Source organism: Tenacibaculum sp. SG-28, from assembly GCF_002954385.1.
Classification (GTDB): domain Bacteria; phylum Bacteroidota; class Bacteroidia; order Flavobacteriales; family Flavobacteriaceae; genus Polaribacter.
This window is the reverse complement of sequence record NZ_MQVY01000003.1, coordinates 226,609-245,740: the sequence shown is the minus strand read 5'-3', so window position 1 is coordinate 245,740 and position 19,132 is coordinate 226,609. Positions and strand designations below refer to the sequence as shown.

At 35.8% G+C, this 19,132-nt stretch carries 12 protein-coding genes and 3 pseudogenes; 5 read left to right on the top strand and 10 right to left on the bottom strand.

All coding sequences use genetic code 11. The features are described 5' to 3' along the window. Window positions 1–153: 153 nt before the first annotated feature. From BSU00_RS09265 to BSU00_RS09230, 9 genes and pseudogenes are all read right to left on the bottom strand, one after another. A complete protein-coding gene (locus BSU00_RS09265) occupies window positions 154–1,512 on the bottom strand; it encodes an OmpA family protein (protein ID WP_105004119.1) in 1,359 nt (452 codons plus the stop codon). A 108-nt stretch (window positions 1,513–1,620) separates the two neighbouring features. Then, on the bottom strand, window positions 1,621–2,826 hold the full coding sequence (kbl, locus tag BSU00_RS09260) for a glycine C-acetyltransferase (RefSeq protein ID WP_105004231.1): 1,206 nt from the start codon (window positions 2,824–2,826) through the stop codon (window positions 1,621–1,623). Between the two features lie 42 nt (window positions 2,827–2,868). Beyond that, window positions 2,869–3,963 (bottom strand): 3'-5' exonuclease, encoded by a 1,095-nt coding sequence (locus tag BSU00_RS13430; protein WP_233188682.1) that lies wholly within the window; start codon window positions 3,961–3,963, stop codon window positions 2,869–2,871. A gap of 20 nt (window positions 3,964–3,983) precedes the next feature. Further along, the gene (locus tag BSU00_RS13425; RefSeq protein ID WP_233188681.1) at window positions 3,984–6,020 is read right to left on the bottom strand and encodes an exodeoxyribonuclease V subunit beta; all 2,037 of its coding nucleotides are present in this window, start codon (window positions 6,018–6,020) and stop codon (window positions 3,984–3,986) included. A gap of 73 nt (window positions 6,021–6,093) precedes the next feature. Continuing rightward, a pseudogene (locus tag BSU00_RS09250) lies at window positions 6,094–7,163 on the bottom strand (metal ABC transporter permease). Between the two features lie 82 nt (window positions 7,164–7,245). Next, window positions 7,246–8,370 (bottom strand): metal ABC transporter permease, encoded by a 1,125-nt coding sequence (locus BSU00_RS09245; protein WP_105004118.1) that lies wholly within the window; start codon window positions 8,368–8,370, stop codon window positions 7,246–7,248. Beyond that, window positions 8,370–9,106 (bottom strand): annotated as a pseudogene (locus tag BSU00_RS09240) (metal ABC transporter ATP-binding protein). Before BSU00_RS09240 ends, BSU00_RS09245 begins: the two are co-directional and overlap by 1 nt. Before the next feature lie 2 nt (window positions 9,107–9,108). Further along, the gene (locus BSU00_RS09235; protein ID WP_105004117.1) at window positions 9,109–10,023 is read right to left on the bottom strand and encodes a metal ABC transporter solute-binding protein, Zn/Mn family; all 915 of its coding nucleotides are present in this window, start codon (window positions 10,021–10,023) and stop codon (window positions 9,109–9,111) included. A gap of 1 nt (window position 10,024) precedes the next feature. Further along, a complete protein-coding gene (locus BSU00_RS09230) occupies window positions 10,025–10,681 on the bottom strand; it encodes a metal-dependent transcriptional regulator (protein ID WP_105004116.1) in 657 nt (218 codons plus the stop codon). A gap of 110 nt (window positions 10,682–10,791) precedes the next feature. Between BSU00_RS09230 and BSU00_RS09225 the strand changes: the two are divergent. The 5 genes and pseudogenes from BSU00_RS09225 (at window position 10,792) to BSU00_RS09210 (ending at window position 18,567) form a co-directional block, all read left to right on the top strand. Further along, window positions 10,792–13,013: pseudogene (locus BSU00_RS09225) on the top strand (TonB-dependent receptor domain-containing protein). Beyond that, window positions 13,013–13,510 (top strand): thioredoxin fold domain-containing protein, encoded by a 498-nt coding sequence (locus BSU00_RS09220; RefSeq protein WP_105004115.1) that lies wholly within the window; start codon window positions 13,013–13,015, stop codon window positions 13,508–13,510. Before BSU00_RS09225 ends, BSU00_RS09220 begins: the two are co-directional and overlap by 1 nt. 133 nt (window positions 13,511–13,643) lie before the next feature. Continuing rightward, window positions 13,644–14,492, top strand: a complete 849-nt coding sequence (locus BSU00_RS13420) for a TonB-dependent receptor (protein ID WP_233188680.1) — start codon at window positions 13,644–13,646, stop codon at window positions 14,490–14,492. A gap of 350 nt (window positions 14,493–14,842) precedes the next feature. Beyond that, window positions 14,843–16,468 (top strand): outer membrane beta-barrel protein, encoded by a 1,626-nt coding sequence (locus tag BSU00_RS13415; protein WP_233188679.1) that lies wholly within the window; start codon window positions 14,843–14,845, stop codon window positions 16,466–16,468. 140 nt (window positions 16,469–16,608) lie between these two features. Beyond that, window positions 16,609–18,567, top strand: a complete 1,959-nt coding sequence (locus tag BSU00_RS09210) for a hypothetical protein (RefSeq protein WP_105004114.1) — start codon at window positions 16,609–16,611, stop codon at window positions 18,565–18,567. A 72-nt stretch (window positions 18,568–18,639) separates the two neighbouring features. Here the strand turns inward: BSU00_RS09210 and BSU00_RS09205 are convergent, their stop codons facing one another. Next, window positions 18,640–19,092: a thioesterase family protein gene (locus BSU00_RS09205; RefSeq protein ID WP_105004113.1), complete on the bottom strand. Its 453-nt coding sequence runs from the start codon at window positions 19,090–19,092 to the stop codon at window positions 18,640–18,642. Between the last annotated feature and the right edge of the window lie 40 nt (window positions 19,093–19,132).

Below are 19,132 nucleotides of genomic sequence, written 5' to 3'. Positions count from 1 at the left end.
AATTTGTTAAGTGAGTTTTAACCTCATTTTTCAAGGTGCAAAGGTAAATTTTTAAGTCGAATTTAAAAAATGTTTCTCCGTATTTTTAAGTTTATTAGTACAAAAAAAAGCCTCACGTAAAGTGAGGCTTTCTATTTTAAAGTGTTTGTTAAATTACTTTGCTAATTTAATCTCAACACGTCTGTTTTGTGATCTTCCTTCTCTAGTTTTGTTAGAAGCTATTGGATATGCTTGACCAAAACCTTTAGAAGTTAATCTGTCTGCAGAAACATTACCTGTGTTTACTAGGTAACTAACAACAGCAGCAGCTCTTTTTTCAGATAATTTTAAGTTAGAAGATTCTCTACCAGTGCTATCTGTGTGACCTTCTACGTTAAATTTAGCTTTTGGATTCTCATTCATGATCTTAGCGATTAAGTCTAACTTGCTTGTTACACCATCTTTGAATGAAGATCTTCCAGAGTTAAAGTAGATAGATCTAGCGAATTCCATAATTTTTTGCTTGTCTTCTTCTTCAAGAACGATTTCAGGACATCCATTGTTTGAAGCAACACCTGCAACGCTTGGACACTTGTCGTCTTTATCTAATACACCATCTCCGTCAGTATCTGGCCAAGGACATCCAGAATTTGCAGCAGGACCTGCAGTGTTTGGACATTTATCATCTTTATCAGCAACTCCATCACTATCAGCATCAGGACATCCGTTTAAAGCAGCTAAACCAGCAACAGTAGGACATGCATCATCTTTATCAGCTACACCGTCACCGTCAGCGTCAGGACATCCGTTTAAAGCAGCTAAACCTGCAGTATTAGGACATGCATCGTCTGAATCTTTAATTCCGTCGTTATCTGCATCTGGACAACCGTTTAATTCTTTTAACCCAGCAACTTCAGGACATGCGTCATCTTTATCGTATATTCCGTCTCCGTCAGTGTCTTTTCCTCCAAATTTAAGAACTAATCCTATTGAATGTTGGAAGTGATCTTGTACTTTATCTGCAAATTCTTTCTTTCCTCCTGTTTGGAAGTTTAATCCTAAATTATCGTTAAACCAAGTGTTGAATCCTAAACCTGCATTTAAAGTTCCTTCTCCTAAATCACCTAAGTTAGCATAACCACCACCTAAGTACACGTATGGATCAAACCAACCTGTTTGTCCGAATAAATGGTTTAAGTCGTACTTAACGTTTGCATCGATAGCCCAATAAAGCTCATCCATGTCATCCTTAGCGCGGAATGTTTTAATTTTGTTTAACGATCCTGCTAATTGCAAAGAGAAACCGCTGTCTAGGTATCTGTCAACAGTTATTCTTGAAACTGATGGTAAAATGTTCCAGTCACTAGTACCGATGTAATCTTTTGCGTAGTCAGAAAATTCCGTAGGAATTCTGAAATCAACGGCGTTAACGCCAAAACCAACCGCCCAACGGTTGTCTGAATCCTGTGCGCTTACCGTTGCTACTGAAGCGAACGTAAACAAAGCTATCACAGCTAATTTTAATTGTTTCATTATTAAAAATTTAAATTAAAAGTTCGTTTATATATATGGCAAATGTAAGTTGTTAAAACTTATTTACAAAATCAAATCTACAAAAACTTAGTAGAAGTGTAATATTTTTTATGCGTCTTTTTTTATAATACGCAACTCTTTTCCAACTTTTACAAATGCAGAAATAGCCTTGTCTAAGTGTTCTTTTGTGTGTGCAGCCGATAATTGCACGCGTATTCTGGCTTGTTCTTTAGGAACTACTGGATAAAAGAATCCTATAACATATATTCCTTCTTCTAGTAATTTATTCGCCATTTCTTGTGACAGTTTTGCATCGTATAGCATTACCGGAACAATAGCAGCATCTGCCCCAACTAAATCAAAACCTGCCTTTTCCATTTCTGTTCTAAAGTAATTTGTATTCCATTCTAAAGTATCTCGTAAACTGGTATCGTTAGAAAGAAGTTCAAAAACTTTGAGCGATGCTCCCACTATGGCAGGTGCTAAAGAATTAGAAAATAAATACGGTCTTGATTTTTGTCGTAATATATCTATAATTTCTTTTCTTCCCGTTGTATATCCGCCCATAGCTCCTCCTAAAGCTTTTCCAAGGGTTCCGGTGATAATATCAATTCGCCCCATCACTTTCTTTAGCTCTAAGGTTCCTCTTCCGGTAGCACCAATAAATCCTGCAGCATGGCATTCGTCAATCATAACCAGGGCATTATATTTTTCTGCCAAATCACAAATTTCATCCAGTTTGGCAACGATACCATCCATTGAGAATACCCCATCGGTAACGATAATCTTAAAACGATGGTTTTCTTTGTTTGCAGCAATGAGTTGCTCTTCTAAGGAAGCCATATCATTGTTATTGTAACGATATCTCGCGGCTTTACAAAGTCTTACACCGTCAATAATAGAGGCGTGATTTAAGCTATCGGAAATAATCGCGTCTTCTTTGGTAAGCAAAGGTTCAAATACGCCACCATTTGCATCAAATGCAGCAGCGTATAAAATGGTGTCTTCAGTTTGGTAAAACTCTGCAATTTTTGCTTCTAAATTTTTATGAATGTCTTGCGTTCCACATATGAATCGAACCGATGACATACCAAAACCATGGGTATCCATTGTATCTTTTGCTGCTTGAATAACTTCGGGGTGATTTGATAGCCCTAAATAATTGTTTGCACAGAAATTAATTACTTCTTCTCCTGTCGAAATTTTAATCACAGCATCTTGTGAAGATGTAATGATGCGCTCTGTTTTGTATAGGCCTGCTTCCTTTATGTTTTGTATCTCTGTTTGTAGGTGTTCTTTTAGCTGTCCGTACATAATTGGTAAAATTATTGTTTTTAGGTTTGTCAAAGTTAAGGGTTATACTTCTGCAACCAAAATTTCTTCATTAATATACACCAATAAAAGTTTGTGAATTGTAAATCCCATTGTTTCTAGAACAGCTCCGTATTTGCGAATCTGTTGCTCGTGTGATTTGGAAGGAGTTCCTGTTTTATAGTCGATAACGGTTGTGGAGTTTCCATCTATAACCAATCTATCGGGTATTATTACTTGATGTTCTATCGTTACAATTTCTCGTTCCTTGAGAATTTGTTTGTTTTTTGAAAAAAAAGAATCTAGCATGGGATGTTTTACAATAGATTGTAAAATTTTTTCAATAGTAATTCTGGTTTCATTATCCATTATCCCGATATTGGTATACCGATCTAATACTGCATCAATATCTTCTTCGGAATCTATTTTCGACAGTATTTCATGGAGTAAATTTCCATACGCAATCGCTTTTTCTTGTGCTGTGTTCCAAAGTTTGGAAGCACTTGCCAACATTCTCACATTGTGCTCTTGCCAAGGGGAAGAAATAAATGCCTTTAGTGTAGTGGTATTCTTTCTTATCTCTTTTTTAACGCTCTTTCTAGTTCCGTTTCCGAAGGTGTATTCTGAAATTTCCTCTTTCCAACGCTGTAATTCTTTTAAAAAGTGGATGAATACTCCCGAGTAGTAGTTCGTGTTTTCTGTATTTTTTAGCAAACGTTTTTCCGTGATGATATGCAATTGCTCTATAGGTCGTGTAAGCGCAACATACAATAGGTTGAAATTGTCTAATTCTAGATCCTCTCGCTGCTGTTGGTATTGTTTTTGAGTACTTGCATCTATCTGTTCAAATTCCTTGGTGAAAGGAACCAATAAAGCATTGAAATTATCGTATTTATTGGATGCTTCGGTAATCCAGGTTACGGGGTTTATTTGTTGGTATATATTAAGGTCGCAGGGAAATATAACTACTGGGAATTCAAGTCCTTTAGATTTGTGAACTGTCATTATTTGAACAGCATTTCCTCCTTCCGGAGCGACAATACATAGACTGTCTTTTTTTCTGTCCCAAAATTCAAGAAATCCTTGCATATCGATTCCTTTTGACTGCTGTTCAATAACAATATCTAAAAAGTACTGCAAATAGGCATTGGAAGTATCTGTTAATTTAAAAGAGCGAATAATGTTCTCCGCCTTTTCGTAAAAGGGTAATTCTTGGATTTTTTTAGATCGAAAGTTATGCCGAACTCTCGAAGTAGTTCAAAAATATCAGGGAGGCTGTGGTCTAGGAAGCTAGCAATAAAGGAATGTTTATCGATATTTACAGCCAGGTGGTCGTGTAAAAAATATAAAAAAGCAAAAAGTGTTTCTCGATCCGTTGGGTTTTGTATCAAGTGAAAAAGGTGGGTAATACATAACACCTTAGGGTCATTTTTTAATAATAAAGTTTCTGAGGAAACAATTGGTATACCATTTTCAGATAAGTAATTTGCCACTGCTATTCCATCGGAACGCTTTCTAACCAAAACACAAATTTCATCGAAATCAAATTCTTGATGTACGGATTTTATTTTTTCTAAAACTTCCCTGGGGTATTTTAAAGAATTCTCTTCTTTATCTTCTATTTTATCCAAAAATGAAAGGGAAACGTAACCACCCTCTCGCGTATTGTATTTTTGACTATTTCCCTCTACGTATAAATTTTTGTAACTCTCTTTATGTAAAAACTTTGCACTGTGTTGAAAAAAAGAGTTGTTGAAAGATATAATTTCTTCAAAACTTCTGTAGTTAGTGTCTAGTGATTTACTTGTTTTCGGAACCTGAAAAGGATTTTTAAACTCCGGATTGGTTGCACTTAAATGGATAAATTGTTCTGCTTTTCCTCCTCTCCATCTGTAGATGGCTTGTTTTCCATCGCCAACCAAGAGAAGGCTGCTCGATTCTTGTGCTAGAGCATTGTCTATTAGCGGTGTTAAATTTTTCCATTGCAAGGCAGAGGTGTCTTGCATTTCATCTATGAAATAGTGCATAAAACGTTGCCCAATTCTCTCGTAAATATACGGTGCTGGTTGGTCTTTAATATGGTTTGCAATTAGATGGTTAAATTCGGCATTTAGTCGAATGTTGTTGTCTTCTTTTATAGATGCTAATTCTGCGTTGATATTGTTAAGTACCGCAAGAGGAATAATATTTTTCAATATCAATCTATTTTTTAAATACCTGCCATAATGCTTTTGATATACTTGTTCGGAAGAGTAGTATAACGCATGGAGCTCCGGAGTTAGATTTTCGATACGTGCTTTTGCTTCCTTAGAAGTTTTCCCAGCGTACAAGTTTTTGTCTTCTGTGATAGTTTTATGCAGCCTGCCATTAAATTTTATGGAATCCGACTTGAGATACCTTATTTCTTTAAACTTTAAAAAGTGTTTTACATATTCTCCCGCATAAGCAAAGTCTGAAACCTCCAAGTTGTTTGCTTTTAGTAAAGAAGTTAGCTCCTTTACTATTTTTAAAAACTCTTTTTCTATGGTTTCATTTTCGGTTTTCAGTTTTTCTTTCAAAAGCAAAAAATCCTTAACGTGTTTTGTAGATAACTGCTTTAAATTTTCTGCATCGTCTTCTTGCAGTAGGATTTTTGAAATTTCATGTAGTTCTCTGGAAATATCCCAAGATTTATCATCGTCTGCTTTGTCTAACGAAAACTGAATAAGCAAATTGGTAATTTCTTTGTCTGTTCCTATTTTTGAAATAAGAACATCCACAGCCTCCTCCAGTAACGAGAGGGCATCCATCTCTACTTCAAAATGTAGCGATAAGCCTAAGTCATAGGCAAAGCTCTTGATAATTTTGTGTGTGAAACTATCAATGGTTGTGATGGAAAAAGAGGTGTAATTTTGTAAAATTGCATTGAGTATTTTAGTACTTCTTTTTTGTACAGTGGCAAAGTCTGTTGGGATTTCTTCTAATAGGATTTTTGCTAAATCGTTTTTATTACCTTCAGAAAACTCTCGCAGGTTATCTAAAACCCGTTCTTTCATTTCTCCTGCCGCTTTGTTCGTAAATGTTACCGCTAGTATTTTTTGAAAAAGAAATATGTTTTCAGATTGTAATAGGATTTTTAAATATTCTTTAACTAATGTAAAAGTTTTTCCGCTTCCTGCAGAGGCATTGTAGACGGTAAAAGTTGAAAGTTGTTGCAAAATTTTCTAATTTCTTGCAAAATAGTTTTTTTACCTAACATAGTAAAAGAAAGTATTGAAACCAGATAGATAACTACCCTCTAAACAAAAAGAAATCTTTTTTCATAGATTCAATTTTGGAGTTGTCGTTTGTCATTATGTAATCGATAGCCTTTTCTGTAAAAACTCTCCCTTTGTTGGTAAGAGAAATTATATTGTTGTCTATCGTAATCATATTGTTTCTACTGGCCAGACTTACGACAGATTTTGCTTTAACTTTGTGCCAATTAATGTGTTCGTTTAAATGATTGACATGTCTTTCTTTCTCTTCTTTATGATTGTTTAAGTGTAGTAAGAATGTGAGTAAGTGTACTTCTATTTGTTGCTGTTTGTCTCTGTATAATACAGAGATAAGCCCGTTTTTTGGGGCAAAGAAGTATACCGATAAAAATAGAACTCCCAACACGGTAGTCATAGATCCAGAAATAGATCCATCTAACCAATGTGCTATCCAATATCCTGTTATTGCCGAAAACACTCCAAATATAACGGCCAAAATTAACATTTTTTTAGGTCGTTTGTTAATAGATATGCGGTAGCAGCAGGGGTAATCATGAGGGCAACCACAAGAATTGCTCCAACAGCGTCAAAAGCACCAACGGTGGTAATGGATGATATGCTCATTAAACCGTAGTGTAAAATAGCTGGAGAAAATCCTAATGCAGTAGCAAGGCCAGTGTCGAAGGTGCTCAGCTTTAATTCTTTAAAAAAAGCAATCAGTAAACTTACCGATACTATTACGATACCCCCTACAACCCATAAAGCTTTTGGCCCGAGGTCTATGGTGTTTACTACCCATCGATCAAACGGAGCAAAGGCAAGTTCTCCCAGTAATACAGCATCGACATCCAAATGGACGTCGTTTGCATTTTTTGCAATTAAAATAACTCCAATACTAAAAAGTGCCGGAAATACAAGACCTATGGCAGTGTCTTCTTTTACCAATTTTGTCTTCTGAATATACTCGACTAAAACGACGGTTATAATTCCGGATAAGGTTCCTAATAAAAGTAACAATGGAGAATTTAAATCATGGGTGATAAAAAATCCTATCACTAACCCTGGTAATATGGAATGACTAATAGCATCACTAATCAAAGCCATTTTTCGCAAGACTAAAAATGTCCCCGGAATAGCACAGGCTATAGCTACCAAACTGGCAATAGCTTGTATTTCTATCTGTGCACTACTCATCCTTTAAGTTTTGATTGTATAGGTTTCCTGCAGCGGCATAGCCTTTTTTCGTCATGGACCACATTTTTCCGTTTATGGTGATGTAATCTTTTGCTTCAAGTTTCTTTAGTGTTTTGATGGTGTATCCTTGAAAATTATTTAAAATTTGAACTGCGTGAGGGTGTGATTTATCCTCATGTGTTTTTGCAATTTCAAACATAAAAGACAAGGTTTTATGCAGTGCTAAATCTCTTCTGCTACTCCCGAGTCTTAGTTGTCTAAAAAGTATTCCTCGAGACGGAGAAAATATAAAAGAGAATAGAACAAATGTACCAGCAACAAGCACAATTACCGGACCTGTGGATAAATTAGACTGACTTGCGCTTATACCAGTTCCTATAACCCCGGATGCTATTCCAAAAGCAGCCGCTAGTAGAAGCATTACTCCTAAGCTGTTGGTCCATTGTCTTGCCGCTGCAGCAGGGGCAAGAAGCATTGCACTCATTAAAACAACTCCAACAGTTTGCAAGCCTAAAACAATCGCTACAACAATGAAACTCGTAATTAAAATATCGATGAACTTTGTGTTGAAGCCCAATGTTTTGGTATAGTCTTCATCGAATAACAACAGTTTAAATTCTTTCCAAAATAACAACAGTACAACCAAACAAATACCGGTAACAGCAGCCATAAGCCAAACGTCTTCTACAAGTAGTGTAGCTGCTTGTCCGAAAAGGAATTTGTCAAGACCTGCTTGGTTGGCGTTAGGTTGTTTTTGAATATAGGTAAGTAGTAACATTCCGAAGCCAAAAAAGACCGATAAAATAAGCCCAAGAGCAGTATCTGTTTTCAAGTGGGTTTTTTTAACAATCCCACGTATCCAAAAAGCTCCAAGTAAACCACTGATTAAAGCTCCCAACAAAAGCACATTAGTGTCTTTGCTTCCGGTTAGCAGAAAAGCAATAGCTATACCCGGAAGAGACGCATGTGAAATGGCGTCACCAAGTAAGCTCTGTTTTCGCAATACGGCAAAGCTTCCCAACATACCACATATGGCTCCAAGAATCGCAGTTCCGAGTGTAATGGTTTGTAAGGTGTAATCTGAAGCAAGAAGTGTTATGTAATCTTTAAAAGTCATTATTGTTGTACGCTCACTTTATAGTTGATACCGTAGGTTTTGGTAAGATTATTATCGTTAAAAATTTCTTTCACTGGTCCAGTAGCTATTTTTTTAACATTTAAAAAGGTTACCCAATCAAAATATTCAGGAACGGTTTGTAAATCATGGTGCACAACGATTACTGTTTTACCTGCTTTTCGTAATTCTTTTAAGATGTTGATAATTGCAATTTCAGTGGTGGCATCTACGCCTGAAAAGGTTCGTCCATAAAATATATCGAGGCATTTTGAACGAGTGCTCTTGCTAAAAAAATTCTTTGTTGCTGTCCTCCCGAAAGTTGCGCTATTTGTCTTGATTTAAAAGCTAACATGCCTACTTTTTCAAGTGCTTCTAATGCTGCTTTTTTTTCTTTTTTTCCTGGTCTTTTAATCCAACCAAGACTACCATAAGTTCCCATTAAAACCACGTCTAATGCCGTAGTAGGAAAGTCCCAGTCTACACTGCCTTTCTGAGGAACATAAGCCACCATTTTCCTTTGGGATTTATAAGGTTTTCCAAATATGGAAATACTACCTGCAATAGGGGTTATTATTCCTAAAATAGACTTTATCAGGGTAGATTTTCCTGCGCCGTTTGGACCTACAATTGCCATGAGAACTCCCTCTGGGATCGCCAAATCAATATCCCACAATACAGGTTTGTAGTCGTAAGCTACTGTTAAATCATCAACGGTTACTGCGTATTTAGATTTCATAATTACTTTAAAGCATTAACAATAGTTTTTACATTGTAGGTATACATGCCAATATACGTGCCCTTCACTGTATTTGGATCTCCAAGAGCATCCGAATATAAGGTACCGCCAATAGTAACGGTATTTCCTGTTGCCTTTACGGCAGCCTGAAGTGCTTCAATAGTTCTTTTAGGAACCGAGCTCTCTACAAAAATAGCTTTTACCTTATTTTCTATAATAAATGTTGCTAATTTTTGAACATCCTGTACACCTGCCTCTGTAGCAGTAGACAAACCTTGTAAACCAACTACTTGGAACTGGTGTTGTTTTCCAAAATAATTAAAGGCATCATGAGCAGTTACAAGAATTCTACCTTCAGTAGGTAGTTCTTTTATTGTAGCACCCACTCTTTTATTTAAAGAAGCTAGCTTTTTCAGGTATGCCTCCGTATTGGTGATGTAGGCAGCTTTATTTTTAGGATCCAGTTCTATCAGCTTACTCGAGATGTAGTTGGTTATCTTTATCCAATTGTCAATGTCAAACCAAATGTGTGGGTCGTAGTTAGAAGCAAAATTTTCGGAAGAAATTAAGGTGTTTTTTTCCAAAGCGTCTGCTGCAACAATCGTGTTTTTATGCAGGTGTTGCATCTTTTCGAAAACTTCCTCAAGTTTCCCTTCCAAATGAAGCCCGTTGTATACAATAATATCTGCTTCAAACAATTTTGAAACGTCTCCCTCACTTGCTTTGTATAGATGCGGATCTACTCCTGCGCCCATTAGTCCTTCTAAATTAATTTTATCCCCTCCGATATTTTTTACCATATCCGTTAACATGGTTGTGGTGGTGACAATTTTTATTTTGTCGTTTTGCTTTTTTTTATCCGATTGGCATCCACCAACAGTAAAAAGCATTGCCAAAAGTATGGTTAAAGTTCTCATATTACAATTTTTGAATAAATATATTATTGGCGACTTTGTTAGATACCGTTAGTGTAAGATTGCTCGTTTTTATCTGAACAGACTCATCAAAGGCCTCTTTCTCTATGACTTGAATTTTTTCGCCTAAAGAAATCCCTTGTTTGTCTAAAAACTTTAAAAATTCAGTGGAAGTATCGTGCACGCCAACACAAATACCTGCCTCATTACTCTCTAAGGTAGATAGCAAGCATTTTTCAATTATTTGTGAATTTCCATCTTGGTCTGGAATAGGATCTCCATGAGGATCAGTTTTAGGAAAATCTAAAAAAGCGTCTAGTTCCTTAATTAACTTTGGCGATTTTATATGTTCAAGTTGTTCTGCAACCTCGTGAACTTCGTCCCAAGAAAAGTTAAGTTTATCTACCAAAAACACCTCCCATAACCGGTGTTTTCTAACGATATTTGCCGCTGTTTTTTTTCCTAAATCTGTCAAGGTAACTCCTTGGTATTTTTTATAGACTACCACTTTTTTGTCTGCCAGTTTCTTAAGCATGTCTGTTACTGAAGATGCCTTGCTGTTAATTTTCTTAGCGATAGCATTAGTGCTAACCCATTTGTTCTTATCTGTTGCCAGATAATACACAGTTTTTATGTAGTTTTCTTCCGATTGGCTGTACATACCTTTTTAAGCTTTTCATTTGCAAAAATACAAATTTTGTTTTATATAAAGATATTTTAGATGCATCTAAAAAATAACTTACCTTTGCACTAAATAAAAACTCATCCTTCATGAAATATATTATCCTTTGTGCAGTATTTACATTACTGAATCAGGTCTCTTTTTCACAGACAACAATTAAAGGTAAAGTGACCTCTGATGGAGTACCATTAGAAATGGTGAGTGTTTTTGTGAAAGGAACCAAGGTAGGAGCCGCAACGGATGAGAATGGTTTGTTCTCTTTCGAAGTTACTACTAACGGAGAAATGGTAGTTGTATTTTCCTCTGTGGGGTACTTAAGCCAACGAAAAATACTAGAAGCTTCAGAAGGTGTTATTTCTCTAGAGATTGATTTAAAGGAAGATCCTGCTTTGTTAAATGAAGTGGTGGTTTCTGGAACTATGAAGCCCGTTAAAAACTGGATAGTCCTGTTCCTGTAGAGGTCTATTCTCCAACGTTTTTTATGAAGAATCCAGCGCCGTCTATTTTTGAATCTATGCAAAATATAAATGGTGTACGACCACAAGTAAATTGTAGTGTTTGTAATACCGGAGATATTCATATTAATGGTTTGGAAGGGCCGTATACCTTTGTTTTAATTGATGGGATGCCAATTGTAAGCGGTTTGTCAACGGTGTATGGTTTAACTGGAATTCCACAGGCACTTATCGAACGTGTTGAAATAGTAAAAGGTCCTGCATCTACATTGTACGGTTCTGAGGCAGTTGGAGGAGTAATTAATGTAATAACAAAAAATCCATCTTTGGCACCACAACTTTCAGTGGAGACTTATGCCAGTTCTTGGGCAGAAATTAATACAGATATCGGATATAAGTATGCTTTAGGAAAAACAAATGCTTTGTTAGGGGTAAATTATTTTAATTACCAAAATCCCATCGACAATAATGGCGATAATTTTACAGATTTAACCCTTCAAAACAGGTTTTCGATATTTAATAAGTTTACCTTTCCAAGAAAGAAGGATAAGTTGTTTAGCGTGGCAGGGCGTTATGTTTATGAAGATCGATGGGGCGGAGAAATGAATTGGAATTCGAGTTACAGAGGTGGGGATGAAATATATGGTGAAAGTATTTATACCAGTAGATGGGAAACTTTTGGAACCTATCAATTGCCAACAAGTGAAAACATTAGCTTTCAGTTTAGCGCAAATGGTCATAAACAAAACTCCTATTACGGAGATACATTTTATTTGGCCGAACAATATATTTCTTTTGGGCAGCTAGTTTGGGATACTAAAATTGGTAAGGTACATGATGTATTATTAGGAGCTGCATACAGATACACGAATTATGATGATAATACACCCGCTACCGCTGTAAATTCTGTCAATGAACCCGCTGTAACACATTTACCAGGATTATTTGTGCAAGATGAAATCACTTTAGCAGCAAACAATACCCTTTTGCTTGGTGCAAGGTATGATTACAATAGTATTCATGGAGGAATCTTCTCTCCACGAATCAATTACAAGTGGAATTCGAACGATAAGGAGGATGTTATTCGAATAAGCTTCGGGAATGGATTTCGCGTAGCGAATGTTTTTACCGAAGATCACGCAGCATTAACAGGTAATAGAGAAGTTGTTTTTACCGAGGAATTATTGCCCGAGACCTCCTGGAATGCCAATATAAATTATGTAAAAAATATCATTACTAAGAACAATGCTTTTATAACTATCGATGCTAGTTCTTTTTATACCTACTTCACTAACAAAATCATTCCAGATTACGAAACGGACTCTAGTAAAATTATATATGATAATCTAGATGGGTATTCTGTGTCTAAAGGGATTTCTATAAATGCAGATATGACATGGCAAAATGGTTTGTCAGTGCTAGCGGGAGCTACGGTAATGGATGTTTCTGTGATAGAGGATGGTGTTAGAAAGAGACAATTGTTAACCGAGAGTTTTAGTGGTACCTGGAGTATATCGTATGCGATTCGCTCTTTAGATATGAAAATTGATTATACAGGAAATGTGTATGGACCAATGGATTTACCTTTGTTAAATGATGACCCATCGGATAATTTTACAGATCCACGAGCACCAAAGTCACCTTGGTATAGCATTCAAAATATTCAAGCGACAAAAAGTTTTACCAATAACCTTCAAGTTTTTGGAGGTGTTAAAAATTTGCTTGATTTTACACCGGCAGCGAATAGTATTTTAAATGCAGACGATCCTTTTAGTGAACGCTTTGATCCTGCTTATGTTTATGCTTCTAACCAAGGTGTTCGTATGTTTTTAGGGGTTCGTTACAAGTTGTTTTAATGAAGCATCTATCGTGCATATCGCTTTTTTGTTTTGCTCTTTTTAGTATGGCACAGGAGCAGTCTTCTCTTTTGCAAATGTATACTGTGGAAGAAATGCTTATTCAACAGGTAAAACAGCCAAGGCCAGTAGTAGTATTTGTGCATACCAACTGGTGTAAATATTGCAAGATGATGGATAAAAATACCTTTACGGATTCTCGCGTAATTCAACTGCTAAATACGTCTTTTTACTTTGTGAAATTTGATGCCGAATCAAAAGAGGAAGTTGTTGTCAATGGGAAATCTCTCCAATACAAACTTTCCGGGTATCGTTCTGGCATACATGAGTTTGCAGAACGTATTGCTAAGAAAAACAATACCGTAGCATTTCCAACTACAGTTGTGTTAAATAAAAGTTTACATATCGACCTTCAGGTTAACTCCTTTTTATCTGCGGATTCTTTAAATTCTCTGCTGCTGAGGTATTTACAAGAGACTACAAAAACCAGTGATTAACTTTAAGTTAACATACAAAAGAACTGTTAACATAAAAGACACACTCTAATAATGCAACATTAATTTTAAGCTAACATTAGCTTTACAGCTTACCTTGAATTTTGCGCCAGATATAAACAGAATTCAATTAAGAATGAAAAAAATACTATTCATAGCGTTTTTAAGCTTATGTAATTTAGCATTTTCACAGAGTAAAGGTACTGTAACTGGTACATTAACCGATAAGGAGATGGACGGAGAACCCTTACCTTTTGCAAATGTGTTCATCAAAGGTACGACTATTGGGGGTACTACTGATTTTGATGGGAAATATACCTTCGAAGTTCCTGCGGGAAATCAAATTATCGTTTTTAGTTTCGTAGGGTACCAAACTATCGAAAAACAAATTGTTATAAAAGCTAATGAAACTATTGTTGTAGATCAATTATTAGGAGCAAACGAAGGGGTTTCTTTAGACGAAGTAAAAATTAATGTTGCAGTTAGTAGAGAAAAAGAAAGTGCCTTGCTTTTAGAACAAAAGAAAGCTTCTGTTATTAAAGAAAGTATCGGGGCACAAGAATTAGCAAAAAAAGGAGTGTCTGACGCCTCTGTTGCGACTACAAAAATTGCAGGTGTAACCAGGAGTGATGCATCGGGTGATATTTATGTAAGGGGTCTTGGAGATCGCTATCTTTCCACAAACATGAATGGGTTGCCAATACCATCCGATAACGTAGATAGAAAAAACATTAACTTAAACTTGTTTTCCACAAATATTATTCAAAATGTTGGAATAAGTAAAACTTACGTTTCTTCCAAATACGCCGATGAGGCATCGGGTAATGTGGATGTCGCTTCCAAAGAGTATACAAAAAATATGTTTTCTTTAAGTATTAACGGAGGGTCTAATTCTAACCTTTTAGACTATGGTGGTGATTTCAGACAAACACTTATTTCTGACGATATTACCTTCGGTTTTCATGAAAAAAATACGCCCTTGTAGATCAAATCACACAACAAGGCTGGGATACCAAAGCAGTATCTGGAACACCATTAAATTTTGGAGGGTCTTTTTCTTTAGGGCAAAAATTTAATCTTTTAGGAAAAGAATTTCGAGTTTTTGCAACCGCATCGCATTCAGAATCTGCCAACTATCGGACGGAAATATTTCGAGCGTATCGCGCAAACATTGAAGACGAATCATACCCGAGTTTAACTAGAGAAGCTAGTTTAGAAAAGGGGGCTACAGAAGACACGCGTGATATTGAAAGGTTTACCTATAATAACAATACCACCGGATACATCAACGTAAAACTTCGTTTTAATGACAACAACAAATTAAAGTACAATACCTTGTTTGTTAATAAAGGAGAAGAGGTTTTATACGAGGCAGGAAGACAAGGATTTGGTTTTGTTTTTGATCAAGATCCAAAGCAAGATGAAGCTTTTGTTAGAGACCAAAATTATAAGCAAACTACGATTTTTGTAAACCAATTGATGGGAGAGCACAAATGGTCTGAGTTCAATACACTTAGATGGGCTGGCGGATATAATTTTGTGTTGGCAGAAGAACCAAATAGAATACGAAATGAGGTAAATTTTGATGATTTCGCAAACACTTCTCAAATTGAGTTTTCAACGGTTGGAGATTTTCAGCAACGAAAGTCTACCCAAAAAATTGAAGATACCGAGTATAACGGATACATTACTAATGAGTTCAAATTAGGGCCTTTAGATGAAAATGAGGCAAAACCATTCAAGTTAAATGTAGGTCTTAATTACAGAAGAAAAGAGCGTTCTTTCCGATCGCAATTCGTTGGAGTGCGAGCAAGGGGAGTTAAGGCTCCTTCGATAGACGAGCTTTCTAGCGTGTTTACACAAACTAATTTTGACAATGGTACTTTGCGATTAAGAGAAGGAAAAGTAGATCGTTTTAATGCAGATTTAAATATACTAGCAGGTTTCGTTAATTTCGATTTTAATTTTGACACTAATCTTTCAGGTAACATTGGTTTGCGATACGAGTATGATGAAATTAACGCAATTTGGGACATAACCAACTATATAAACCCAGAGACAGGAACTCCTAGAATTGGAGATTTAGAAAGAAAATACCAAAGCTTGTATCCAAGTGTTAATTTAAAATACGAATTAAACGAACAGAGTTTTTTACGTTTTGCCTCTAGTGTAACACAAACTTTACCAGAGTTTAAAGAATTATCTCCTTTTGAATATGTTTCTCCAACAGGACGTGTTACTGTAGGTAATCCTAATCTAGAAAAATCAGATGTTTACAACGTAGATTTAAAATGGGAGTTTTTTCCGAGTAGATCGGAGTTGATATCTGCGACTGCTTTTTACAAGCAAATTCAAAATCCAATAAATATAGCGCAAGCAAGAGGATCTTCTGGGAATTTTAAATTTTTTAATACAGGAAACCAAGCCGATGTTTTAGGATTAGAATTTGAAGGTCGTATCGATATTCTTAAAAATGAAGACGATGCATCTCTTTTAAATTTCACTTCTAATATTACCAAAATGTGGTTTGAGCAAGATCTTTTGCCAAACTTTCAATACAACAATAAAACAACTTCGGAATTACAAGGAGCCTCAGATTTGATTGTTAATGGATCGTTAACCTATAATTCAAGAACCGAAAGAGAGTTTATGGCAACTTTAGTTGGTAACTATTCTTCGGATAAAATATTCGCATTAGGTAATCCGGAAGATTTTGAAAATAGTGACATTCTTTACAACGAGGAAATTATAGAAAATGGTTTTGTTACGCTTGATTTAATTTTAAGTAAAGAGATTACCAAGGGCTTAACTGCCAAGCTTATTGGAAGAAATTTATTAAATCCGAACATTGAACAGTCGCAGTTGATACGTGATCAAAATACTGGGGAGGAAACCAATCAAATTGTTAGGAGATACAATAATGGCACTCAATTTAGTCTTAATTTCACCTATAACTTCTAATTAATATTTACTTAACACTAGAGTTGTATTACCGGTTATTCGTAACATATATTTAATAAATACCTAAAGTTTACACTAAATAAATAATATTTATTTGCAGCATAAAATTTAAATATACTCAGTTTAATAAATCAAACAAAATGAAAAAAACACAATTAAGATTATTAGGAGTAGCATTATCGTTTGCGGCTTTAACTTTCACAAGTTGTGGAAGTGATGAACCAGATCCAATTGTACCAGATCAACCTCAAGTTATTGAGGATTTAAATAATGGTATTATGAGAGGTGCTTTAGACCAAGATTTTATTCTAAATGCCTCTACTGCTTATTCTTTATCAGAGGCTTTTACTGTGCAAAGTGGTGCAACCTTAACTATTCCTGCAGGAACTAAAATTACTGCTGAAGCCGGAGGAACGGAGGTTTTTCTTGCTGTTTTAAAAGGTGGTAAAGTTAATATATTAGGTACGGCAGCTAATCCAGTTGTTATGTCATCTGTAAATCCAGCTCCTGGAGATTGGGGTGGTGTAACAATATGTGGAGATGCAACTACTACTGCAGGAGTTGATGCGGAAGCAGAAGTAGGAGGTTTTAAATACGGAGGTTCTAATGACGGAGATACTTCAGGGTCGATTAGTTATTTAGTTATAAAAGGTTCTGGTGCTCAGATTAATTCTGAATCGCAGTATAATGGTCTTTCTTTATATGCTGTTGGTTCAGGAACAAGTATTGATAATGTAGCCGTATTAAACGGTTCAGATGATGGAGTTGAATTTTTTGGAGGAACTGTATCTGCATCTAATATCTATATTGAAAACTGTGAAGATGATGCTATCGACTGGACAGAGGGTTGGAATGGAACTGTTACCAATACTTATATTTCGAATACTATAGGTGGTTTTTCAACTGCTTTCGAAGGAGATAAGGTGAACAATAATCCTAAATTTGTAAATGTTACCGCTGTTTCAACAGTGGGAGGAACTGCTTTACAGTTTAAAAAAGAATCTGGAGCGACAATAACTGGTTTGTCTTTAACTGGTTATGATACATCTATCGATATGCGTGATGGAGGGCCATTGGCAAATGTACTTATCGATGGTGTAGCTGCAAATCCAAGCAACAATTACACTAACCCTGCAACAGTTGATGTTAATTCTTTTACATGGGCAGATTCTGATCTTACACCAAATACTGCGATTTTACAAGGAACGGTTTCAGGAACAGTAACTTTAGATCCTGCAATTGCTTACACTTTAAATTCGGCATATATCGTACAAGCAGATGGCGAGTTAATTATCCCTGCTGGAACAAAAATCGAAGCTAGAGATGGAGGTACTGGTGTTTATTTAGCTGTGTTAAAAGGTGGAAAAATAGATATACAAGGAACTGCTGATAATCCTGTTGTAATGTCTTCTAAGGATGCTAATCCTGGAGATTGGGGAGGATTAACTATTTGTGGTGATGCGACTACTTCTGCTGGAACTAATGCAGAAGCAGAAGTTGGAGGTTTTATATACGGTGGATCTAACGACGCAGATAATTCAGGTTCTATCACATATTTAGTGATTAAAGGTACAGGAGCACAAATTAACTCGGAGTCGCAATATAACGGGATTTCTTTGTACGCTGTTGGTTCTGAAACAACTATTGAAAATGTTTCTGTAATCAATGGTTCTGATGATGGTATTGAATTTTTCGGAGGCTCAGTGTCAGTAACAAATATTTATTTAGAAAATACAGAAGACGATGCTGTAGATTGGACGGAAGGATGGAACGGTACGGTTACTAACACGTATATTTCTCATACTATTCCTGGTTTTTCTACTGCTTTTGAAGGAGATAAAGTAAATAACAATCCTAAGTTTGTAAATGTAACTGCTATCTCTACCGAAGGAGGTACCGCATTACAATTTAAAAAACAATCTGGTGCTACGATTACTAATTTATACTTAGAAGGTTACGACAAGCAAATTGATATGCGTGATAATGGTCCTTTAAGTAATGTGATTATAGACGGTGAAGCAGCTGATACTAGTGTTGACTATAATTCAGGAACGCAAGTAGATGTGTCTGGATGGACATGGAAAAATGCTAGCCTATAAGCATTTTTAATTAAAAATATTAAAAAAAACCGAGCTTTCTAGCTCGGTTTTTTATTTGTATCTCTGTAGGAATTAAGAAATGGGCTGTCGCAGCACTATTTCTTCAAAGTCTTCTGTTCTCTCTGCGTCTTGGAAAATTTCTTGAAATTTAATTGGAGGAACGGTTAACTTTCTTTTCTGTAAGTCTAACCAAGCTCCATATACGCTTATTATAGCAGCTAGTTTACCTTGCGAATTAAATACCTCGTGTTGTATTTTCCATCGTTCCCCTTTTGCAGACAAGCCAATAACCTTTAAGTTCACGGAAATGTCTTCACCCATGTGAATTTCCTTTACAAACTTGGTGTTTTCTTCAAATAAAATTGGCCCTACCAACTCTTTGGTGAAGTCTTGAACAGTGATATTGTGTTTTGCGAAAAAACGCAATCTCGCTTCGGCAGCATAATCATTATAAGCGGTATGACGCATGTGTATATTGGCATCAAAATCTGCCCAACGAGTAGAAAAATTTACAGTAAAATTCATTTGATAATGTTTAGACTGTAAAATTACTTAAAATTAAAGA